This window comes from Luteimonas arsenica (assembly GCF_004352825.1).
Taxonomy (GTDB): Bacteria; Pseudomonadota; Gammaproteobacteria; order Xanthomonadales; family Xanthomonadaceae; genus Luteimonas; species Luteimonas arsenica.
Genome location: NZ_SJRW01000002.1, coordinates 1,066,347 through 1,086,095, shown reverse-complemented (window position 1 = coordinate 1,086,095; position 19,749 = coordinate 1,066,347). Strand labels below are relative to the sequence as shown.

Annotated in this window: 18 protein-coding genes; 11 read left to right on the top strand and 7 right to left on the bottom strand. The window is 70.8% G+C overall.

Features of this window, described 5'->3' with window-relative positions; all coding sequences use genetic code 11:
- Nucleotides 1-7 precede the first annotated feature (7 nt).
- From E2170_RS12620 to E2170_RS12610, 3 genes are all read right to left on the bottom strand, one after another.
- The gene (locus tag E2170_RS12620; RefSeq protein WP_133000965.1) at nt 8-1,708 is read right to left on the bottom strand and encodes a GAF domain-containing protein; all 1,701 of its coding nucleotides are present in this window, start codon (nt 1,706-1,708) and stop codon (nt 8-10) included.
- Complete coding sequence (locus E2170_RS12615; RefSeq protein ID WP_133000964.1) at nt 1,705-2,298, bottom strand: biliverdin-producing heme oxygenase; 594 nt, start codon at nt 2,296-2,298, stop codon at nt 1,705-1,707. Before E2170_RS12615 ends, E2170_RS12620 begins: the two co-directional genes overlap by 4 nt.
- An 88-nt stretch (nt 2,299-2,386) precedes the next feature.
- On the bottom strand, nt 2,387-4,486 hold the full coding sequence (locus tag E2170_RS12610; RefSeq protein WP_133000963.1) for a C1 family peptidase: 2,100 nt from the start codon (nt 4,484-4,486) through the stop codon (nt 2,387-2,389).
- A 234-nt stretch (nt 4,487-4,720) separates the two neighbouring features.
- Between E2170_RS12610 and E2170_RS12605 the strand changes: the two genes are divergently transcribed.
- From E2170_RS12605 to E2170_RS12565, 9 genes are all read left to right on the top strand, one after another.
- On the top strand, nt 4,721-6,355 hold the full coding sequence (locus tag E2170_RS12605; protein WP_133000962.1) for a phospholipase D family protein: 1,635 nt from the start codon (nt 4,721-4,723) through the stop codon (nt 6,353-6,355).
- Nucleotides 6,356-6,552: 197 nt separating this feature from the next.
- Nucleotides 6,553-7,656, top strand: coding sequence for a Glu/Leu/Phe/Val dehydrogenase dimerization domain-containing protein (locus E2170_RS12600; RefSeq protein ID WP_133000961.1), 1,104 nt, complete (start codon nt 6,553-6,555; stop codon nt 7,654-7,656).
- Between the two features lie 104 nt (nt 7,657-7,760).
- A complete protein-coding gene (locus E2170_RS12595; protein ID WP_133000960.1) occupies nt 7,761-8,918 on the top strand; it encodes an isovaleryl-CoA dehydrogenase in 1,158 nt (385 codons plus the stop codon).
- 77 nt (nt 8,919-8,995) lie between these two features.
- Nucleotides 8,996-10,171, top strand: coding sequence for a thiolase family protein (locus E2170_RS12590; protein ID WP_133000959.1), 1,176 nt, complete (start codon nt 8,996-8,998; stop codon nt 10,169-10,171).
- 137 nt (nt 10,172-10,308) lie between these two features.
- Nucleotides 10,309-10,644, top strand: coding sequence for a hypothetical protein (locus E2170_RS12585; RefSeq protein ID WP_133000958.1), 336 nt, complete (start codon nt 10,309-10,311; stop codon nt 10,642-10,644).
- 120 nt (nt 10,645-10,764) lie between these two features.
- Nucleotides 10,765-11,154 carry a hypothetical protein gene (locus E2170_RS13840; protein ID WP_165942229.1) on the top strand — a complete coding sequence of 130 codons (390 nt, stop codon included), beginning with the start codon at nt 10,765-10,767 and terminating at the stop codon, nt 11,152-11,154.
- Nucleotides 11,155-11,268: 114 nt separating this feature from the next.
- Nucleotides 11,269-12,876 (top strand): carboxyl transferase domain-containing protein, encoded by a 1,608-nt coding sequence (locus tag E2170_RS12575; protein WP_133000957.1) that lies wholly within the window; start codon nt 11,269-11,271, stop codon nt 12,874-12,876.
- A 178-nt stretch (nt 12,877-13,054) separates the two neighbouring features.
- Entirely contained in the window at nt 13,055-13,627 is a 573-nt protein-coding gene (locus tag E2170_RS12570; protein ID WP_133000956.1) for a bactofilin family protein, read from the top strand.
- Nucleotides 13,624-13,998, top strand: coding sequence for a hypothetical protein (locus E2170_RS12565; protein WP_133000955.1), 375 nt, complete (start codon nt 13,624-13,626; stop codon nt 13,996-13,998). Before E2170_RS12570 ends, E2170_RS12565 begins: the two co-directional genes overlap by 4 nt.
- A 30-nt stretch (nt 13,999-14,028) precedes the next feature.
- Here the strand turns inward: E2170_RS12565 and efeB are convergent, their stop codons facing one another.
- Genes efeB through efeU form a run of 4 tightly spaced genes read right to left on the bottom strand, consistent with a single transcriptional unit; the run spans nt 14,029 to nt 18,344 of the window.
- A complete protein-coding gene (gene efeB, locus E2170_RS12560) occupies nt 14,029-15,393 on the bottom strand; it encodes an iron uptake transporter deferrochelatase/peroxidase subunit (RefSeq protein ID WP_207914974.1) in 1,365 nt (454 codons plus the stop codon).
- Between the two features lie 19 nt (nt 15,394-15,412).
- Complete coding sequence (locus E2170_RS12555) at nt 15,413-16,573, bottom strand: cupredoxin domain-containing protein (protein ID WP_133000954.1); 1,161 nt, start codon at nt 16,571-16,573, stop codon at nt 15,413-15,415.
- Nucleotides 16,574-16,575: 2 nt separating this feature from the next.
- Nucleotides 16,576-17,469: an iron uptake system protein EfeO gene (gene efeO / locus E2170_RS12550; protein WP_133000953.1), complete on the bottom strand. Its 894-nt coding sequence runs from the start codon at nt 17,467-17,469 to the stop codon at nt 16,576-16,578.
- A gap of 38 nt (nt 17,470-17,507) precedes the next feature.
- Nucleotides 17,508-18,344, bottom strand: coding sequence for an iron uptake transporter permease EfeU (efeU, locus tag E2170_RS12545; protein WP_133000952.1), 837 nt, complete (start codon nt 18,342-18,344; stop codon nt 17,508-17,510).
- 112 nt (nt 18,345-18,456) lie between these two features.
- Between efeU and E2170_RS12540 the strand changes: the two genes are divergently transcribed.
- Both E2170_RS12540 and E2170_RS12535 read left to right on the top strand, forming a co-directional pair.
- On the top strand, nt 18,457-19,239 hold the full coding sequence (locus E2170_RS12540) for an enoyl-CoA hydratase-related protein (protein WP_133000951.1): 783 nt from the start codon (nt 18,457-18,459) through the stop codon (nt 19,237-19,239).
- A gap of 90 nt (nt 19,240-19,329) precedes the next feature.
- Nucleotides 19,330-19,713: a GxxExxY protein gene (locus E2170_RS12535; RefSeq protein WP_133000950.1), complete on the top strand. Its 384-nt coding sequence runs from the start codon at nt 19,330-19,332 to the stop codon at nt 19,711-19,713.
- Nucleotides 19,714-19,749 lie beyond the last annotated feature (36 nt).

The following is a 19,749-nucleotide window of genomic DNA, read 5'->3' as shown; positions in this document are numbered from 1 at the left end:
CAAGGCGTCAGTCCAGGGCGTCGGCCAGCGCGCCCAGTTCCTCTTCCATCTGCTCCAGCAGCCCATGGATGCGCCGCAGGCGCTCGCGGTCGGGCGAGGCGCCGTCGAGCAGCTGCGCCAGCCGGCGCAGGCGCTCGGCCTGTTCGCGCGCGTCCCAGCGCAGCATCGGCATGTCCGGCTCGGCGACTGGCTGGCCGGGCGCGCGCAGACGGGCCGCGCCGGAGAGATAGCGCTCCAGCACCATGCGCAGGCGCCGTGCCAGTTCGAAGTCGCGGCCGCTCCACGGCAGCGAGGTCGCGCGCACGTCCTCTTCCCAGGCCTCGAAGCTGGCGCGGGGGCCGATGCGCGTGCCGTCGGCGTCGATCTGGAACGGCGCGTCCGGCCGGCCCGCCCAGCGCACGGTTTCGCGCTGCTCGCGGCGGAACAGCAGCAGCCAGTCGCCGGCGCCCTGCCCCAGCGGCGCGGCCAGCAGGCCGCAGGCGTCCTGCGGGGCGTCCGCTTGCCAGTCGCCGCCGCGCGCGGTGGCCGCGGTGCCGCGATGGCCCTGGGTGCCGGCCCAGGCGATGGCGTTGGCGAGGCTCTGGCTGTCCGGGGTGTGGCCGTGCACGTGCCAGGCGCCGTCCAGGCAAAGCGCCAGGCCATCGGCGTCCACCGAGCCCAGCGCCAGGTCCATCAGCTCCGGCAGCCGCGCCAGCGGATCGGAGTCGCGGTGCAGGTGGCCTTCCAGCGCGTCGCGCTGGCCGCGGCGCGAGGCCTCGGCGCGGGCGCGGCCGCGAAGCTCGTGCGCGTCGAGGATCATCGACGCGTGCCGGCCGACCATCTCCAGCGCGGTGCGCTGGCGGGCGTCGACGGGGCGCGGCGTGCCGTGGTGGCAGGCCACCAGGCCCCACAGGTGGCCGTCGACCACCAGCGAGATCGACATCGACGCGGCCACGCCCATGTTGCGCAGGTACTGCAGGTGCACCGGCGACACCGCGCGCAGCGCGTCGAAGCTCATGTCGATCGGGCCGTCGAGTTCGGGCGACTGCATCAGGGGCTGCGGCTCGGCGTCGACGTCGGCGATCACGCGCACGCGGTTGCGCAGGTACAGCGCGCGCGCCTGCGGCGGGATGTCGGAGGCGGGATAGCGCAGGCCATCGTACGAGGCCAGGTCGCCAGCCAGGGCCTCAGCCACCACCTCGCCGCTGTAGTCGGCCAGGAAGCGGTAGACCATCACCCGGTCGTAGCCGGAGATGCGCTGCACCTGGCGGGCGATGCTGGGCAGGAAGTCGGCGCCGTCGGCCGCGGCGTCGAGGCCGGCGACCATGGCGTGGCCGCCTTCCAGCGGCTGGCCGAGGCCGGAGGGCTCCAGCTCGACGTGGACCAGGTCGCCGGACGCGTGCGTGGAGATGTCGTACAGCGTGCCCATCGGACCGACATTGGTGGCGCAGGCGAACTGCGAGGCGCCGTGCTCGCCGCGCGCGAGCACGCGGTTGATCGCGGCCAGCGACGCACGGTCCAGCAGCGACTCGACCGGCTGGTGCAGCAGCGCGTCCATGTCGCCGGTGTCGAACAGCGCCACGGCGTTCGCGGAGGCGGCGACGATGCGCAGGTCGCGGGCGTGGTAGACCATCAGCACGCCCGGCGGCTGCACCGCGCCGATGACGTGGATCGGCTCGCGCGCGCAGGCGGCGAGGGCGTGTTCGAACAGGGCGGGGTCTGGCTTCATGCCGGGGCTCCTCCAGGGGCAAGGCGCGAATGCACGATGGCGAAGCCGTCGCGCGCGCCGGAAGTCGCTGCCTCCGCGTCGCCTTCCGGCAGCGCGTCGAGCAGGCGGACGAAGCGCCCCCAGCGAGGGGGGTCGGACGTGATGTGGCCGAGGAAGCGGCGGGCGCCGCGCACTTCGGCGTGTTCCTCCGCCAGGCCGGCGGCATGGCGGGACAGCAGCCGCGCGCCGAGCGCAGAGCCTTCGATCACGTAGCAGCCGCCGAGCCAGTGCGGCCAGCTGGGCGGGGACGGCGCGATGGCGGGCGTGGTGTCGATGTCGAGCGCGGCGCAGTCCGCGCGCAGGCAGTCGAGGCGCTGGCCGTCGTCCCAGTCGGTCTTCGCACGGGGCCAGTCGGGACGATCGCCGTGCGCGAGCCACTCGGCCAGCGGCAGCAGCGCGCCCAGGTAGCGGCGATAGTCCTGCAGGTCACGCAGGCCCACCGGCAACAGCGCATCCAGGGCGTCGTGCGTGCCGCGCGTGGCGAGGCGGACCTGGGCGAGCACGCCCCGGTCCGCGGCGCCATTGGCGGCAGGTGATGTGCGTGTCGGCATCGGGATCCAATGGCGGCGACGGCCGCCTGCGAACCCGCATTCAAACATCCCCGGCCAGCGCGCACCACCGCCCCCCGGCTGAACCCGTTCATGTTCTTTCGTCGAGCCCGGCCAGGAGGCGGTCGCGACGCTGCCCGCGCGATGCCGCCGTGGCGTGCAGTCCGATGCGCGCGCCGCTGCGGCGCTTGCCGAGCACCGTGGCGACCAGTGCGGCAATCGTCGCGGGGTCATCGTCGAAGCCGCCATGCGTGCTCGCGCGGGCGGCGCCGGCATCGCCCAGTGGACGGTCATTGGGCGACTGCACCCAGTCCAGGCGGCCGTTGGCGATCGCCTTGTGCACACGCTCGTATCCCCATGCCTGGTCGGCGGGGTCGGCGGCCTGGATGAAGCGCGCCATGCCGGCCAGTGGCGTGCCCTGGCGCAGGCGGCGGTCGATCCAGTTGCGCGGCTGCCGTTCGAACGCGCGCGCCACCAGGTACAGCAGGGACTTGTTGTAGATGCGCAGGCAGTGGTCGTCCTGCTCGGCGGCGTCGGTGAGCGTGAACAGCGCGGCGCGCTCGACCGCGCGCGATTCGATCGCCGGCATGCAGGCCTGTATGAAGGTGTCCATGTCGATGGCCGGCGCCCACAGGCTCAGGCTCGCCACGCGGCCGCCCATGCCGAGCATGCCGTGCGCCGGGCCGCCGATGACCTGGCCGGGGCGCGTCAGCAGCTGCAGCAGCGGCGCCATCAGGATCGAGCCGGCGCTGTGCGCGGCGAGGTGGATCTCGACGTCGGGGTCCTCTCGCCGCCATTCGTCGACCAGGCGCGCGACCTGGGCCGCGCCGCCGTTCTCGACGAGGCCACCGCCGACCGCCGCCGACACCGCGGTGGTGGCCAGCGTGGCGTTCTCCTTCATCTCGTCCCACAGCGCCTTGCCGCCGATGGCGCGGGCGAGCGGCTCGATGGTGTCGTCGATGCGATCGAGCAGCAGGTCCTTCGCCTTCTCGACCACGCCCTCGGTGCGCGGGCGCGCGGCGTCCTTGAGGATGTTGCCGAGCGTGGTCCAGAGGTCGGTCTTCCAGACGAAGCACAGCGGGTAGATCTGCTGCGCCAGCATGGTCTGGCGGAAGTCGGCCACGCGCTGGATCGCCGCGTCCTCGGACACCAGGCCGCCGTGGGCGTACAGCAGCACGCGCTTCTTCTTCCAGCCCTTCGTGATCGCGCGCATGTCGCGGCGGACGATGTTGCGCACGTCGTCCTTCGTACAGGCGAAACGGCCTTCGCAGCGCAGGGCACCGTTGTTGCCGAGACTGATGACGTGCGGTCGCAGGTCGGCCTGCGAATAGCCCACCGACTGCCGGCCCAGCGGCGAGTTGCTGGTGGCGGCGGATTCGGCGTTGGCCAGCTCCACCGGCACCGCCAGGCGCGCGGCCCAGACGTCGGTGCCGCGCTCAAGCCATTCGTCGTAGCTCATCCAGCCGTAGCCGCCGTGGCCCCAGCCTTCGCCCCAGGAGTTCTGCAGCCAGAAGCCGCCGCGGTCATAGCCGACGATGGCGTAGGCATGCCAGCCGATCGTCGGCTGCTGCGTCCAGCGGATGCGGCCGCTGGCGGCGGGCGCGTCCCAGCCGGCGTGCACGGCCGACGAGGCGTAGAGCACGCCGGTTTCGGCGAAGGCCGCGTGCATCGCCACGAGATCCTTGTGGTTCACGCGCGCATAGGCGCCCAGCGGGTTGCGCAGGGCGTCGCGGGCGCGCTCCTCGGTGTAGGGCTCGATCTGCATGCCCGGTGTGTAGGGCCAGAGATCCTCGGAACACACGCCGTGGCGGTGCCATGCCTTCATCGCACCACGGCAGCTGGAACCGGAATAGCCCTCGCCTTCCCATTCGTCATAGCGGCGGGCCATGTCGTAGAGCATGCGCGTGCTGACCCGGCCGGCGTCGGGCTCGGGACGGCGGCGGCGCAGCAGGGCGTGGGCCACGGTGGCCAGGCCGAAGGCGGTGCAGGCGCCGTCGCTGCCCTGGTCGAGCACGGGCACGCCCAGCGACTGGAAGCGCTCCAGCGGGACTTCGGTGGGCACGTCGACCAGGGTCGGTTCGAACATGCGGTCGCGGAAATCCGCGGTGTCGGGACGGGCGTCGAACAGGCGGCGGGTGCCGCCGGCGAAGCCGGCGATCGCCGGCGGCGGTGCGGTGGGGACAGCGGCCATGCCGGGATTCTCCTTGGGATCACTGGAAGAACGCGACGCCGCGATGCCGCGGGACAGCGGCCCACGAGCAGCGGCGCGACAGCCCGAGCATCGCCCAGCCGCGGCGCAGGAACCGCGACGCAGCCGGCAAAGCGGGCAAGCCGGCGCCGGCATCCGGTGCCGGTTTTCCTCTAAAGTCGCGCCTCACCTTCATCCATATGCGGGGCAAGCGTGGTCAGCCGGGCGAAGCGCATCATGCTGTGGGGCACGTTCACGCTGCTGGTGCTGGTCGGCAGCGGCCTGCTGCTGGCCGACCATCTGAGCCCTCCCAATACCGGCGAACCCTCGCACGCCCTGCCCCTGGCCGCCGATCACACCGCGCTCGACCGCGAGCTGGCGCCGCTGCTGGCGCGCAATCCCGGCAAGACCGGGGCGATCACCCTCGTCGACGGCATCGACGCCTTCGCCGCGCGCGCGATGTCGGCGCGCCAGGCCGGGCGCAGCCTGGACCTGCAGTACTACATCTGGCACGACGACCTCACCGGCCGCCTGCTCGCGCGCGAGGCCTGGCTGGCCGCCGAGCGCGGCGTGCGCGTGCGCCTGCTGCTCGACGACATCAACGCCGGCGGCAAGGACACCCCGCTGCTGGTGCTCGACGGCCACCCCAACATCGAAGTGCGCCTGTACAACCCCTTCCGCAACCGCAGCGGCATCGCGCGACTGCTGGAGATGCTGCAGCGCGGCTTCAGCCTCAACCACCGCATGCACAACAAGGCCTGGATCGCCGACGGCCGGGTGGCGATCGTGGGCGGGCGCAACGTGGGGCTGGAGTACTTCAGCGCCTCGGAGGAGAGCAACTTCCACGACCTCGACCTGCTGCTGTTCGGCCCCGAGGTGGCGCAGGCCAGCCGCATCTTCGACCAGTTCTGGAACAGCGAGGCGGTCGCGCCGCTGTCGGACCTGGGCGAACTGTCGCTGGCCGACATCCGCGCCATCGTCGAAGACATCGGCGATGACGCCCGCACCGCCGCCGCGCAGCGCTACCTCGAGCGGGTGGAGGGCTCGCCAAGCGTGCGCGCCTACCTGCAGCAGTCGCTGTCGCCGCACTGGAGCGACCGTATCCGCATCGTTTCCGATCCGCCGGTGAAGCGGCCGGGCGACGACGCCTCACACTGGCTGGTGGCGAAGATCGACGCCAGCCTGCGCGGTGCGCGCGAGGCGGTGCTGCTGGTGTCGCCCTACTTCGTCCCCGGCGACGACACCACGGAGCTGCTGGTCGAACAGGCGGCGGAGGGCCGGCACGTGGGCGTGGTCACCAATTCGCTGGCCGCCAACGACGTGGCGGCGGTGCACGGCGGCTACGGCAAGTACCGCGAGCGCCTGCTGACCGGCGGCGTGCACCTGTATGAGCTGCGCCCCGAGGCGGCCGGCGCCGAGGCCGCGGACGCAGGGACGGGCGATGGCGATGCGGGCGGATCCGGCGACGACCGCGCCCCCGCGCGCCGCGGCGGCGGTTCCGGCTCCGGCAGCGGCAGCGGCTCCAGCACCGGCAGCAGCGGCGCCAGCCTGCATACCAAGGCCTTCCTGGTGGACGCCGGCCACGGCTTCATCGGCTCCTACAACCTCGACCCGCGTTCGGCCTACCTGAACACCGAGATGGGCGTGTTCTTCGACGACCCCGGCCTGGCCGCCGACCTGCGCGCCGAATACCTGTACCTGGCCGGCCCGGACCTGAGCTGGTACGTGGGCCTGGATGCCCGCGGCGACCTGTACTGGCTGGACGCGGCCGGGCCGGAACCCCGGCTGCTGCGCAGCGAACCCGAAGCCGGTCGCTGGCGCCGGATCCAGGCCTGGGCCTTCCGCTGGCTTCCCCTCGAATCCCAGCTCTGATTGCTGCATTGCGGCATCGCCGCCATACCCACGGGCACGGGAAATCGAAACCCGGGCGGCGTAGAATGCCGCGCCTGTCGCCCCCGCCCTCGTGACCCCCGACGGCACAGGCGACTGTCAAAACAGCCACTTACCCAAACCACCGGCAGCCCGGGCGCCCTGCGCGTCCCCGAGGCAAGCCGGCTGCGGAGTCCGGAATGATCTTCGAGCACCTCGACACCTACGGCCACGAGCAGGTCGTGTTCTGCCACAACAAGGACGCGGGCCTGAAGGCCATCATCGCGATCCACAACACCGTGCTGGGCCCGGCCCTGGGCGGCACGCGCATGTGGCCGTACAAGACCGAGCAGGACGCGCTGAACGACGTGCTGCGCCTGTCGCGCGGCATGACGTACAAGAACGCCGTGGCCGGCCTCGACATCGGCGGCGGCAAGGCCGTGATCATCGGCAACCCGGCCACCGACAAGTCCGAGGCCCTGTTCCGCGCCTTCGGCAAGGCCGTGCAGTCGCTGGGCGGCCGCTACATCACCGCCGAGGACGTCGGCATCGACGTCAACGACATGGAGCACGTCTACAAGGAGACCGAATACGTCACCGGCGTACACCAGGTCCACGGCGGCTCGGGCGATCCGTCGCCGTTCACCGCCTACGGCTCGCTGCAGGGCCTGATGGCCGCCCTCAACGCCAAGTTCGGCGACGAGGAAGTCGGCAAGTACAGCTACGCCGTGCAGGGCCTGGGCCATGTCGGCATGGAGTACGTCAAGCTGCTCAAGGAGCGCGGCGCGAAGATCTTCGTCACCGACATCAACCAGGACCTGGTGGACAAGGCCGTGACCGAGTACGGCGCCGAGGCCGTGGGCCTGGACGAGATCTACGACGTCGACGTCGACGTGTACTCGCCCTGCGCGCTGGGCGGCACCGTCAACGAGGAGACCCTGCCGCGCCTGAAGGCCAAGGTCATCTGCGGCTCGGCCAACAACCAGCTGGCCACCAACGCCATCGGCGACGAGGTGGAGAAGCGCGGCATCCTGTACGCGCCCGACTACGCGGTGAACGCCGGCGGCGTGATGAACGTGGCGCTGGAAATGACCGGCTACAACCGCGAGCGCGCGATGCGCCAGATGCGCACGATCTACCACAACGTCAGCCGCATCTTCGAGATCGCCCAGCGCGACGGCATCCCGACCTACCGGGCCGCCGACCGCATGGCCGAAGAGCGCATCGACGTGATGGGCAAGCTCAAGCTGCCGATGGGCCGCACCGCACCGCGCTTCCACGGCCGCATCCGCGGCGGCGCGTAAGCCGCGCGCGTTCCGATAGACGACGGGGCCAGGTGCCCCGTCGTTGTTTCAGCATCTCCCGCCGGGCAGGACGCGCCGGCAGCAACGAACCAGGAGAGACCGACATGCGTACCTTCCCGCTGGGCGAAGAGCTCGACGCGCTGCGCGACGCCGTGCGCCGCTTCGCCGAGGCCGAGATCGCGCCGATCGCCGAGTCCGTCGACCACGACAACGCCTTCCCGCAGGCCCTGTGGCCGAAGCTGGGCGAGATGGGCCTGCTCGGCATGACCGTGCCCGGCGAGTTCGGCGGCAGCGAGATGGGCTACCTGGCCCACCTGGTGGCGATGGAGGAGATCTCGCGGGCTTCCGGCTCGATCGGCCTGAGCTACGGCGCGCACTCCAACCTCTGCGTGTCCAACCTGTATGCCAACGGCAACCAGGCGCAGCGCGAGAAGTACCTGCCCAAGCTGTGCAGCGGCGAGTGGAAGGGCGCGCTGGCGATGAGCGAGCCGGGCGCGGGCTCCGACGTGGTCGGCTCGATGAGCTGCCGGGCCGAGCTGCGCGACGGCACCTGGATCGCCAACGGCAACAAGATGTGGATCACCAACGGCCCCGAGGCCGACGTGCTGATCGTGTACATGCGCACGGCCGGCAAGGATGCGGGTTCGAAGTGCATGACCGCCTTCATCGTCGAGCGCGGCATGAAGGGCTTCTCCACCGCGCAGAAGCTCGACAAGCTCGGCATGCGTGGCAGCAACACCTGCGAGCTGGTGTTCGACAACTGCGAGATCCCGCAGGAGAACGTGCTGGGCGAGGTCCACAACGGCGTCAAGGTGCTGATGTCGGGGCTCAACACCGAGCGCCTGGTGCTCAGCGGCGGGCCGCTGGGCCTGATGCAGGCCGCGATCGACATCGCCCTGCCCTATGTGCGCGAGCGCCGCCAGTTCGACGCCGCCATCGGCACTTTCGGCCTGATGCAGGGCAAGGTCGCCGACATGTACACCGCACTGCAGTCTTCGCGCGCCTACGCCTACCAGGTCGCGCGCGACTACGACGCCGGCCACAAGTCGCGGATCGACCCCGCCAGCTGCCTGCTGCACGCCAGCGAGTCGGCGGTGAAGGTGGCGCTGGAGGCGATCCAGGCCCTGGGCGGAAACGGTTACATCAACGAATTCGCCACCGGCCGCATCCTGCGCGACGCCAAGCTCTACGAGATCGGCGCCGGCACCAACGAGATCCGGCGGATGCTGATCGGGCGGGAGCTGTTCGAAGGGCGGAACTGACCCCCCGCCCAACGGCCGGTAGCGCAGCCATGCTGCGGTGCGATAATGGGCGGACATATCCACTGGAGTCCTTCCCCATGACCGACGTCGTCATCGTCGGTGCCAAGCGCACCGCCATCGGTTCCATGCTCGGCCAGTTCACCGGCGTCCCGACCCCCACCCTCGGCGCCGCAGCGATCGAAGGCGCGCTCGGCCACGGTGGCGTGGCCGCCGACCAGGTCGACGAAGTCATCATGGGCTGCGTGCTCCCCGCCGGCCTCGGCCAGGCCCCGGCGCGCCAGGCCTCGCGCGCGGCCGGCATCCCGGACGCCGCGGGCTGCACCACCATCAACAAGGTCTGCGGCTCGGGCATGAAGGCGATCATGCTCGCCACCGACATCATCAAGGCCGGCTCGGCCAAGGTGGTCGTGGCCGGCGGCATGGAGTCGATGACCAACGCCCCGCACCTGCTCAACGGCTCGCGCACCGGCATCCGCTACGGCACCGCGGACTTCCTCGACCACATGGCCTGGGACGGCCTGACCAACCCCTACGACGGCCAGGCCATGGGCGTGTTCGGCGATGCCGCCTGCGCGAAGTACGGCTTCGACCGCGAGGCCGTGGACGCGTTCTCGGCCGAGAGCGCGCGCCGCGCGCAGCAGGCGATCGCCGATGGCGCCTTCAAGGACGAGATCGTCCCGGTGACCGTCAAGACCCGCAAGGGCGAGGCGCAGTTCGACACCGACGAAGAACCGGGCAAGATCGCGCTCGACAGGATCCCCACCCTGCGCGCGGCCTTCGGCAAGGACGGCGTGCTGACCGCCGCCTCCTCGTCGAAGATCTCCGACGGCGCCGCCGCCGCGGTGCTGATGTCCGCCGACGAGGCCCAGGCCCGCGGTCTGCAGCCGCTGGCCCGCGTGGTCGCCCATGCCAACCATGCCCAGGCCCCGGAGTGGTTCACCACCGCGCCGGTGCAGGCGATCTCCAACGTGCTGGAGAAGGCCGGCTGGAAGGTGGAGGACGTGGACCTGTTCGAGGTCAACGAAGCCTTCGCCTGCGTGGCCATGGCGCCGATGAAGGACCTCGGCATCCCCCACGACCGGCTCAACGTCAACGGTGGCGCCTGCGCGCTGGGCCACCCCATCGGCGCCAGCGGCGCCCGCCTGGTGGTGACCCTGCTGCATGCCCTCAAGGCCCGCGGCGGCAAGCGGGGCGTGGCTTCGCTGTGCATCGGCGGCGGCGAGGCCACCGCGATCGCGGTCGAGCTTGCCTGAACGGACGCCGCGCGGGTTGACGGATTCTTTACACCTGCGAATTCAAACTTGCGCTTGACAGTCGTACAAGGCTTGTCATCATGATATCCGGCGCACTTGCGTGCGTTCGACACTATCCACGACGAGGAAACGTAACAATGAGCATGAACAAGCTGCTGATCGCGCTGGTGCTGGGCCTGGGCCTGGCCGCCTGCTCGAACCAGGATCAGGCCACCAACGCCGCTGCCGACGCCGCCGAGGCCGCTGACCAGGCCGCCGCGGACGCCGCGCTGGCCGGTACCACCGCCGCCGAGTCGGCCGCCGACAGCGCCTCTGCTGCTGCCGACGCCGCCGCCGACGCCGCTGCCGACGCTGCCGCCCTGGAAGGCTCGGCCGAAGCCGCTGCCGCCGACGTGGCGCAGGACGCCGCCGACGCCGCCGAATCGGCTGCCGACGCCGCCGAAGAGGCTGCCGACGAGGCCGTCGAGCAGTAATCAACTGCTCGCAGCACTCGAAAGCAACACGCAATACCGGAGAGCCGCTGGAATTCCAGCGGCTTTTCCGTATCCACCACGGGCCGCGCCGCCGGGCCCTTCCATGACAAGGACACCCTCATGAAGATCAAGACTGCCCTGCTGGCCACCGCCTGTGTTTTCGCCCTGGCCGCCTGCCAGAACCAGTCCAGCGCCGAGCAGCAGGCCGCCGAGGCCGAGGCCGCGATGGAGCGTGCGGGCGAAGCCGCCCAGGACGCCGCCACGGCCGCCGGTGATGCCGCCGAAGCCGGTTGGGACGCCGCTGCCGCCGCCACCCAGGAAGCGGCTGACGAGGCCGGCGCCGCCGCCGACGAGGCTGCCGCCAACGCCGAAGCCGCCGCGCAGGACGCTGCCGACGAGGCCAGCGCCGCTGCCGCCGACGCCGAAGCCCGCGCCCGCGAAGCCGCCGCCAACGCCCTGGAAAAGGCGTCCGAGGCTGCCGACAACGCCGCCGAGAAGGTCGACAACTGATCCCGGCCTGCAGTACCCGAAGGGCCCGCTCCGGCGGGCCCTTTTTCGTGCGCGGCCACTCGCCGCCGGCGCTCCCGGTATGCTGTTGCGCCTTTCCACCACGCTGATCGCCGCATGCCCGCCCTCGCCTCCAGCCTCGACCCGCGCTCGCAGGACTTCCAGGACAACGTCGCCTTCCACCGCGCACTGGTGGACGAACTCGACGCCCGCCTGGCACGGGCCGCCGACGGCGGCGGCGACAAGGCGCGCGAAAAGCACGTCGCCCGCGGCAAGCTGCTGCCGCGCGAGCGCATCGCCGCCCTGCTCGACCCGGGTTCGCCCTTCCTGGAAATCGCGCCGCTGGCCGCCGAGGACATGTACGAGGGCGCCGCGCCCGCCGCCGGCATGGTCTGCGGCATCGGCCGGGTGATGGGCCAGGAAGTGGTGGTGGTCGCCAATGACGCCACGGTCAAGGGCGGCACCTACTTCCCGATGACGGTGAAGAAGCACCTGCGCGCGCAGGAAGTCGCGCGCGAGAACCATCTGCCCTGCGTCTACCTGGTCGACTCCGGCGGTGCCTTCCTGCCGCTGCAGGACGAGGTGTTCCCGGACAAGGAGCACTTCGGCCGCATCTTCTACAACCAGGCGCGGATGAGCGCGGAAAACATCCCGCAGGTCGCGGTGGTGATGGGCAGCTGCACCGCCGGCGGCGCCTACGTGCCGGCGATGTGCGACGAGTCGGTGATCGTGAAGGAACAGGGCACGATCTTCCTCGGCGGCCCGCCGCTGGTGAAGGCGGCCACCGGCGAAGTGGTGGATGCGGAATCCCTGGGCGGTGCCGACGTGCACACGTCCGTGTCGGGCGTGGCCGACCACTTCGCCGAGGACGACCGCCACGCGCTGCAGATCGCACGCGACATCGTCGGCAGCTTCAACCGCCACAAGGTGCTGCCGGTGGCGACGCGCCCGGTGGTCGAGCCGCTGTTCGCGGCCGAGGAGCTGTACGGCATCGTGCCGAAGGACACGCGCCGGCCCTTCGACATCCGCGAGGTGATCGCGCGCATCGTCGACGGCAGCGAGTTCCAGGAGTTCAAGGCGCGCTACGGCAAGACGCTCGTCACCGGCTTCGCCCACCTGCACGGCTATCCGGTGGGCATCGTCGCCAACAACGGCATCCTGTTCTCGGAGTCGGCGCTCAAGGGCGCGCACTTCATCGAACTGTGCAACCAGCGCGGCATCCCGCTGGTGTTCCTGCAGAACATCACCGGCTTCATGGTCGGCAGGAAATACGAGAATGCCGGCATCGCCAAGGACGGGGCGAAGATGGTCACCGCGGTGGCCTGCTCGTCGGTGCCGAAGTTCACCGTGGTCATCGGCGGCAGCTTCGGCGCCGGCAACTACGCCATGTGCGGCCGCGCCTACGGCGCCCGCTTCCTGTGGATGTGGCCCAACGCGCGCATCAGCGTGATGGGCGGCGAGCAGGCGGCCAGCGTGCTGGCCACCGTGAAGCGCGACGGCATCGAGGCCCGGGGCGGCGAATGGAGCGCCGGGGACGAGGAAGCCTTCAAGGCGCCGATCCGTGAGCAGTACGAGTCGCAGGGCAGCCCCTGGTACGCCAGCGCGCGGCTGTGGGACGACGGCATCATCGATCCCGCCGACACCCGCCGGGTGCTCGGCCTGGCGGTGTCTGCGTCGCTGAATGCGCCGGTGGAACCCGCGCGCTTCGGCGTCTTCCGCATGTAGGCGGGCCCGGCGGCGCCACGGCCTGGGCCGACACTGCCGGAACCTGGCCTGAGCTTCCCGCGCTAAGTCCTTGTCGGGCTTCGGATTTGGTGAGCCGCGTCACAGGCGCGTGAAGCCGGCCGCGTGCTATGGTCGGCCTCCACCTCATCCCCCGAACGCACCGAGGACCCACCGCGCCATGGCTATTTTCCCGCAAGGCTCCGCCAAGAAAGATTCCACCCTCCCCTTCGGCAAGGATGCCCCCCAGCCAGCGCGCGAACAGAGTCCGGCAGCCGCCTCGTTCGAGCCGGCCGAGACGCCCTTCCAGCCGCAGGCCGCCAGCCGCCCCCCGCAGGCAGCTTCGGCGCCGCAGGCCCGGGAATCGGTGATCGCCTCCGACCTCACCATCGAGGGCAAGATCTCCGGCAGCGGCCACGTCCGCATCGCCGGCAAGTTCAAGGGCGACGTCAACGTCGAGGGCGACCTCACCATCGACGGCGGCGCCCGCCTCAACGGCGGCGTGCGCGCCAAGCGCGTGAACGTGGCCGGTGAGCTGGAAGGCAACATCGATTCCGCCGAGCGCGTGGAACTGCAGCCCTCCGCGGTGCTGATCGGTGACGTCAAGGCCGGCACCCTGATCGTCGCCTCCGGTTCGCGCATCCGCGGCAACGTGGAGTGCGGCTGGGACGACGCCGCCGCACCCGCCAAGGGCAAGGACGACGCGGCGCAGAAGGACAGCAAGGACAAGGCCGGCCTCGACCTCGTCTCGTGAGCGCACGCCCCGGCGCGGCAGGTGCCACGCGCACCTGCCCGCACTGCAAGACCGTGATCCTTGAAAGCGCGACGCGCTGTCCGTCGTGCCGCCACTACCTGCGCTTCGACGAGCAGGGAGCGGCCGCCGAGGTCACGCGCGCGCTGCAGGTCGAGGGCGAGATCCGGCATCCGTCCGAAGGCGGCGCCTGGGAATACTCGGTGGTGCTGACCATCCGCGACGACGAAGGCAACGAGGTCTCGCACCAGGTGGTCGGCGTCGGTGCGATCCATCCCGGCGACGCGCGCACCTTCACCCTGGCGGTGGAGCTGACGCCCACCAACGACATGCGCCGCATGCCCAAGCGGCCCAACTCCCGCTCCCGCCACTGAGGCGGGGGCGCGGGTGCGAAAGCCGGCGGCTCAGGCCGCTTCCACCAGGCGCTGGCCCAGGTATTCGCCTTCATCGCGCGCGCCCGGCAGCGCGAAGTAGAAGCCGCCGCCGAAGGGCTTGATGTATTCCTCCAGCGGCTCCCCGTCCAGGCGCTTCTGGATCGCGATGAAGCCCTCGTCCAGGTCGGACTGGTAGCAGACGAACAGCAGGCCCTGGTCGAGCTGGCCCGAGCGGGTGAAGCCGCGCGAGTAGTTGTAGCTGCGGCGCAGGATCTGCCGGCTGCCCGGCGTGCGCGGATTGGCCAGGCGGATGTGCGCGTCGAGCGGGGTGACCTCGCCGTCGGGATCGTTGGCGTAGTCGAATTCGTCGTGCTCGCGCTTCATGCCCAGCGGCGCGCCGCTGGCCTTGTGCCGGCCCATGATCTGCTCCTGCTCGCGCAGCGGCGTGCGATCCCAGAATTCGACGAAGTTGCGGATGATGCGCACCGCCTGGTAGCTGCCGCCGATGGCCCAGGCCGGTTCGCCCGAGTCCGGCTGCACCCAGACCATGCCGTCCATCAGCCGCGCGTCGCCGGCGTCCGGGTTGGCGGTGCCGTCCTTGAAGCCCAGCAGGTTGATGATCGAATCCTTGCCCAGCTTCTGCACCGTGTGCGGCGGCAGGAAGCCGTCAAGCGTCCAGCGCAGGTTCGCCAGGCCGGACGACTGCTTGATGATGTCGCGCAGGGCGTGGATGTTGGTCTCGGCGGTGTTGCTGCAGATCTGCAGCATCAGGTCGCCGTCGCACAGGCTGGCGTCGAGCGAATCGTTGCGGAAGGACGGCATCTCGACCAGTTGCTTCGGCTTCGCCGCGGCCAGCCCGAAGCGGTCGTCGAACAGCGAGGCGCCGACGCTCAACGTGACCGTGAGGTTGTCCGGGAACACCGTCGGCCCGAGCACGCCGGAATCCAGCGGCGGCAGCTGCGGGTTGCGTTCGGCCACCGCGCCGCCTTGCATCAGGAAGGCGATGCGCTCGTCTAGCTTGCGGAACAGCCGCTCCAGCACCGGCCGGCCGCGGCCGACCACGTCCATCGCGACCACGATCGCGGCCGCCTGGGTGGGCGTGGTGATGCCCGACTGGTGGACGCCGCGGAAGGGCTGCGACTGCAGGGTGCTGTCGGTGGCGCGCTTGCCGCCGCCCGCGTCCGGGCCTTCGCGCCGGCATGCGGCCAGGCCCGCGGCCGCGGCGGCACCGCCGGCGGCCAGCAGGCCGCCCTTGAGCAGCGAGCGCCGCGAGGGGCTGGTGATCGCCGGCGCCATGTCATTGCGGCCGGCCGCTGCATCGACGCCCGCTGCATCCTGGCGTGCTGTGCTGTTGTCGGCTTCGGTGCCACCGGATTTGCCGTGTGTGCTGCTCATGCTGCCCTGTGTGCCTGTCTCAAAGTCCGAGCGTGTCGAGGGTGTTGCCGAAATCGTCCGCGAGCGCCGTGGCCTCGTCCGCCAGTCCCGCTCGCCCGTTGCCCTCCAGGCCGGATCGACTGCCGTCATCGGGCAGCCCCGTCTGCAGGGCGTCCAGACGCGCGATCATGTCTTCGCGCTGCCGCGGCGCGTGCTCGGCCAGGGCCTTGTCGAACAGCACCACGATCCGGCGCAGGCCGGCGACGTTGGCCGCGGCATCGGACAGGTCGGTGCCGGCGTGGGGATGGTCCAGGCCTTCGAGCTTGCGTTCGGCGATCCGGCGCGCGGTCTGCGCGGCGCCCCGGAAGATCGCGTCCGTGCCGATCGAAGCGGCCTTGATCGCATCGCCGAAGGCGCGGCTGTCGGCCTCGAGCGCATCGCCCAGCGCGGCCAGCGCCGCGGGCGAAACATCGCCGCCGTCGAACAGCGCGTCCTCGATCCGGTGCCAGCCGACGAAGTCCGGATCCGATTCGCCGCCGGCGTACAGCGTTGCCGCGCCTTCGAGGCGGTCGTACTGCGTGGACGCCAGCAGCGCCACCGGCGCCAGGCGCTGCCAGCCCTGGCGCGAATCCGCGTACAGCGAACGCGCGCGCGGCAGGTCGCCGGCGCGCAGCGCTTCGGCCAGCGCCGCCACTTCGGCCTGCATCGCGGTGACCTGCTGGTGCACGTAGACCTTGTATTCGGCCTGGCCGGCGATGAACTCCAGCGGCGTCGGCGCCGCCTTCGGTGCATCGGCGTCGGCTTCCACGACCAGGGTGCCGCGCGGGTTGGTCAGCAGGCCGCAGGTCATGACGTAGCGCCCGGGCTTGAGCGGCGTGGTCAGGGTCTGCTCCAGGCCGGGGATGATGTTCTCGCGCTCGTCCACCACCATCACGCCGTCCAGGATCTCCCATTCCAGCGGGCGCATGCTCTGGTTGGTGATGACGAAGCGGTTGCGACCGGCCTTGACCGTAACCTCGTTGGGCACGCAGGCGGTGTCGGTGACGCTGATCCGCGTCACCGGCACGCCGTCGGCGTCCGCGACCCCGGGTGGCGGCGCGCAGGCGGCGAGCAACAGCGGCAGCGCGACGGTCGCGGTCGCAATCGCCGCGGAGGCGGCGACGCCACGCGGCGCGCGCACTTCGACCCGGGCTTCGTCCATGTTCAGTCCACCCCGAGCGTGCCGCGCAGCTGTGCCAGCTGCTCGGCCAGCGCGGTGATCGCGCCCTTCAGCGTGTTGCGGTCGGCGTCGGTCACTTCACCGTAGTGCGCCCAGCCGTCGCCGCGGCGGTAGGTCTCCAGCGCCTGGTCGACGGTGGCGAAGTTGGCGTCGATATCGGCCAGCAGCGCGGGGTTGGCGCGCTCGATCAGCGGACGGAACAGCTCGACGATCTTCTGCGACCCGTCGACGTTGGCGCGGAAGTCCCACAGGTCGGTGCCGCTGTAGCGGTTCTCCTCGCCGCTGATCTTGGTGGCCGCGACCTCCTCGATCAGCACCGCCGGCCCGCCCACGACCGCGCGCGGCTCCAGCGGCAGGTCGGCGATGCGCGCCTGCAGGTCAAGGGTGTCGGCGAGCAGCCGGTCGGCGATCTCATCCATGCCCTCCAGGCTCTTCTCGCTGAAGATCGCGTATTCCAGGCGGTGCCAGCCGGTGAAGCCGGGATCGGACTCGCCGCCCTTGTAGTCGTCGGCGCGCGCGTCCATCGACGCGTCCAGGTCGGAGAACAGCTCGGCGATCGGTTCGATCCGCTCCCAGGACTGGCGGCCCGGCGCGTACAGCTGGGCCGCGGTCTCGTTGTCGCCGGCCTTGACCACTTCGACGAAGCGCCGGGTATCGGCCACCAGCTGCTCCGTCTGCTCGCTGACGTAGAGCTTGTACATCGCGATCGGCTCGACCAGCTCGGCCGGATCGATCGTGGTGCCGGCGGCGGCGGTCGCCGCGGCATCGCCCGCGTCCGCGGCGGCGGCACCTTGCGGCGACTGCCCGCCGCACGCGGCAAGCGCCAGCAGGCCGGCCAGGGCCAGCGGCAGGGAGCATGCGCGTTCAATCGTCTTCATCGGTAGTCCTTGCGAAGTGGAAAATTCGGGTGACGGGGTCAGCGGGCGCGCGCGGCCTGGCGGTCTGCCCGGAAATAGAGGAACAGCACCGGCACGAGGTAGAGCAGGTACACCGCCACCTCGCCGACCGTGGGGTGGTCGTTGTAGCCGAACACGGCCGCCAGCAGGCTGCCGGCCAGGCTGTACACCGGCAGCACCTGCGTCCAGTCGAAGGCCAGCGCCTGCAGCTGGTTCCAGATGCCGGCCTCGTGCAGCGACTTCAGCGCACCGGCGGCCAGGCCCGCGGCGACCAGGATGATCAGCACCCCGGTCCAGCGGAAGAAGACCTGCAGGTTCATGCGCACCGAGCCGTGGTACAGGCCCACGCCCAGGGCGATCGCGACCAGCAGCCCGAGCGCGGCGCCGGTGATCGCGGTGCCGGTGGTGTCCTGCTGCACGATGGCGAGCAGGAAGAACAGCGATTCCAGGCCTTCGCGCGCGACCGCGAGGAAGGCCATGCCGACCAGGGCCCAGGTCCAGCGGTCCCCACGCGCCATCGCGCGGTCAATGGACTGCTGCAGTTCGGCCTTCATGCCGCGGCCGGCCTTCTTCATCCAGAACACCATGCCGGTCAGCACCACCACGGCGATGATCGCGACCACGGCCTCGATCAGCTCCTGCTGCTTCTGCGGGTATTCGTGGCCGCCGTGCTGGATCGCCATGGCCACCGCCACGCACACGGCGACCGCCAGCGCGATCCCCAGCCAGACCCAGCGCATGGCGTCGCCGCGTCCGGTCTGCTTCAGGTAGCTGGCGATGATGCCGACGATCAGCGCGGCTTCAATGCCCTCGCGCAGCATGATCAGGAAGGGGGCGACGAAGCTGGGGGTGAGCATGGATGGCCGGGCGGGAAAGGGTGAGAACGAGAACGCTTCTCAATTGTACTCCGCCCGCCCCCGGGACGGCGGAAGCGGAACGGTATGATTCCGGGCCCGCCAGGAGCCCGCCATGACCGAACCGCTGAGGATCGAACGCCAGGACCGGATCGCGCGCGTGCGCATGGACCGCCCGGCCCTGCACAACGCCTTCGACGACGGCCTGATCGCCGCCCTGACGGAAGCCTTCGAAGGGCTGGGTCGCGACCCCGGCGTGCGCGCGGTGGTGCTGGAGGGCGCCGGCGCCTCGTTCTCGGCCGGCGCCGACCTGAACTGGATGCGCGGCATGGCCGCCGCCAGCGAGGAGGCCAACCGCGAGGACTCGCTGCGCCTGGCGAAGCTGATGCGCACCCTGGACGAGTTGCCGAAGCCGACCATCGCCCGCGTCCACGGCGCGGCCTTCGGCGGCGGCGTCGGCCTGGTGGCCTGCTGCGACATCGCCATCGGCGTGCCCGCGGCGAAGTTCGGCCTGACCGAGAGCCGCCTGGGCCTGCTTCCGGCGGTGATCTCGCCCTACGTCATCGCCGCGATCGGCGCGCGCCACGCCCGGCGCTATTTCGCCACGGCCGAGATCTTCGACGCCGCCGAAGCGCAGCGCATCGGACTGCTGCACGACGTGGTGGCCGCGGACGAGCTGGACGCCGCCGTCGACCGCCAGATCGCCCTGCTGCTGAAGGCCGCGCCCTTCGCCTCCGCGGACGCCAAGCGCTTGGTCCGCGAAGTCGCCGCCGCCCCCGACCGCGACCGCCTCGACCACGACAACGCCGCCCTCATCGCCGCCCTGCGCGTCTCCCCCGAAGGCCAGGAGGGCCTGGGCGCCTTCCTCGACAAGCGTTCCGCTTCGTGGGCTGAATAGAAGCGAAAAGCTCTTTGCCACGGATGAACGCGGATGGACGCGGATTTACACGGATAGAGCAAAAGCTGGATTGATGGATGAGGGCTTCGCATGGATGCGGATCGTGGTTCACTGGTGCTTCGGCGACTGAGTGATCGGGTGATCGGGGCGTTTTTCGATACCTACAACGAGTTGGGGCACGGCTTCCTGGAGAGCGTGTATGAGGCGGCGCTGGCCGTCCGGCTGCGCGAATGCGGGTTACGGGTGGAGCAGCAGGTGCCCATCGACGTCCGCTTCCACGGCCATGTCGTCGGCCAGTTTCGCGCGGACATGCTGGTCGAGCGTCGGCTGCTCATCGAGATCAAGGCAGCCGTCCAGATCGCCCCCGCCCACGAAGCCCAGCTCCTGAATTACCTCAAGGCGACCCGTGTCCACCTCGGGCTTCTCCTCAACTTCGGCCCTCGCCCGGAGTTCCGCCGCCGCGTTTTCTCTTAGACTCTCCCTGCTTTATCCGTGTAAATCCGCGTCCAT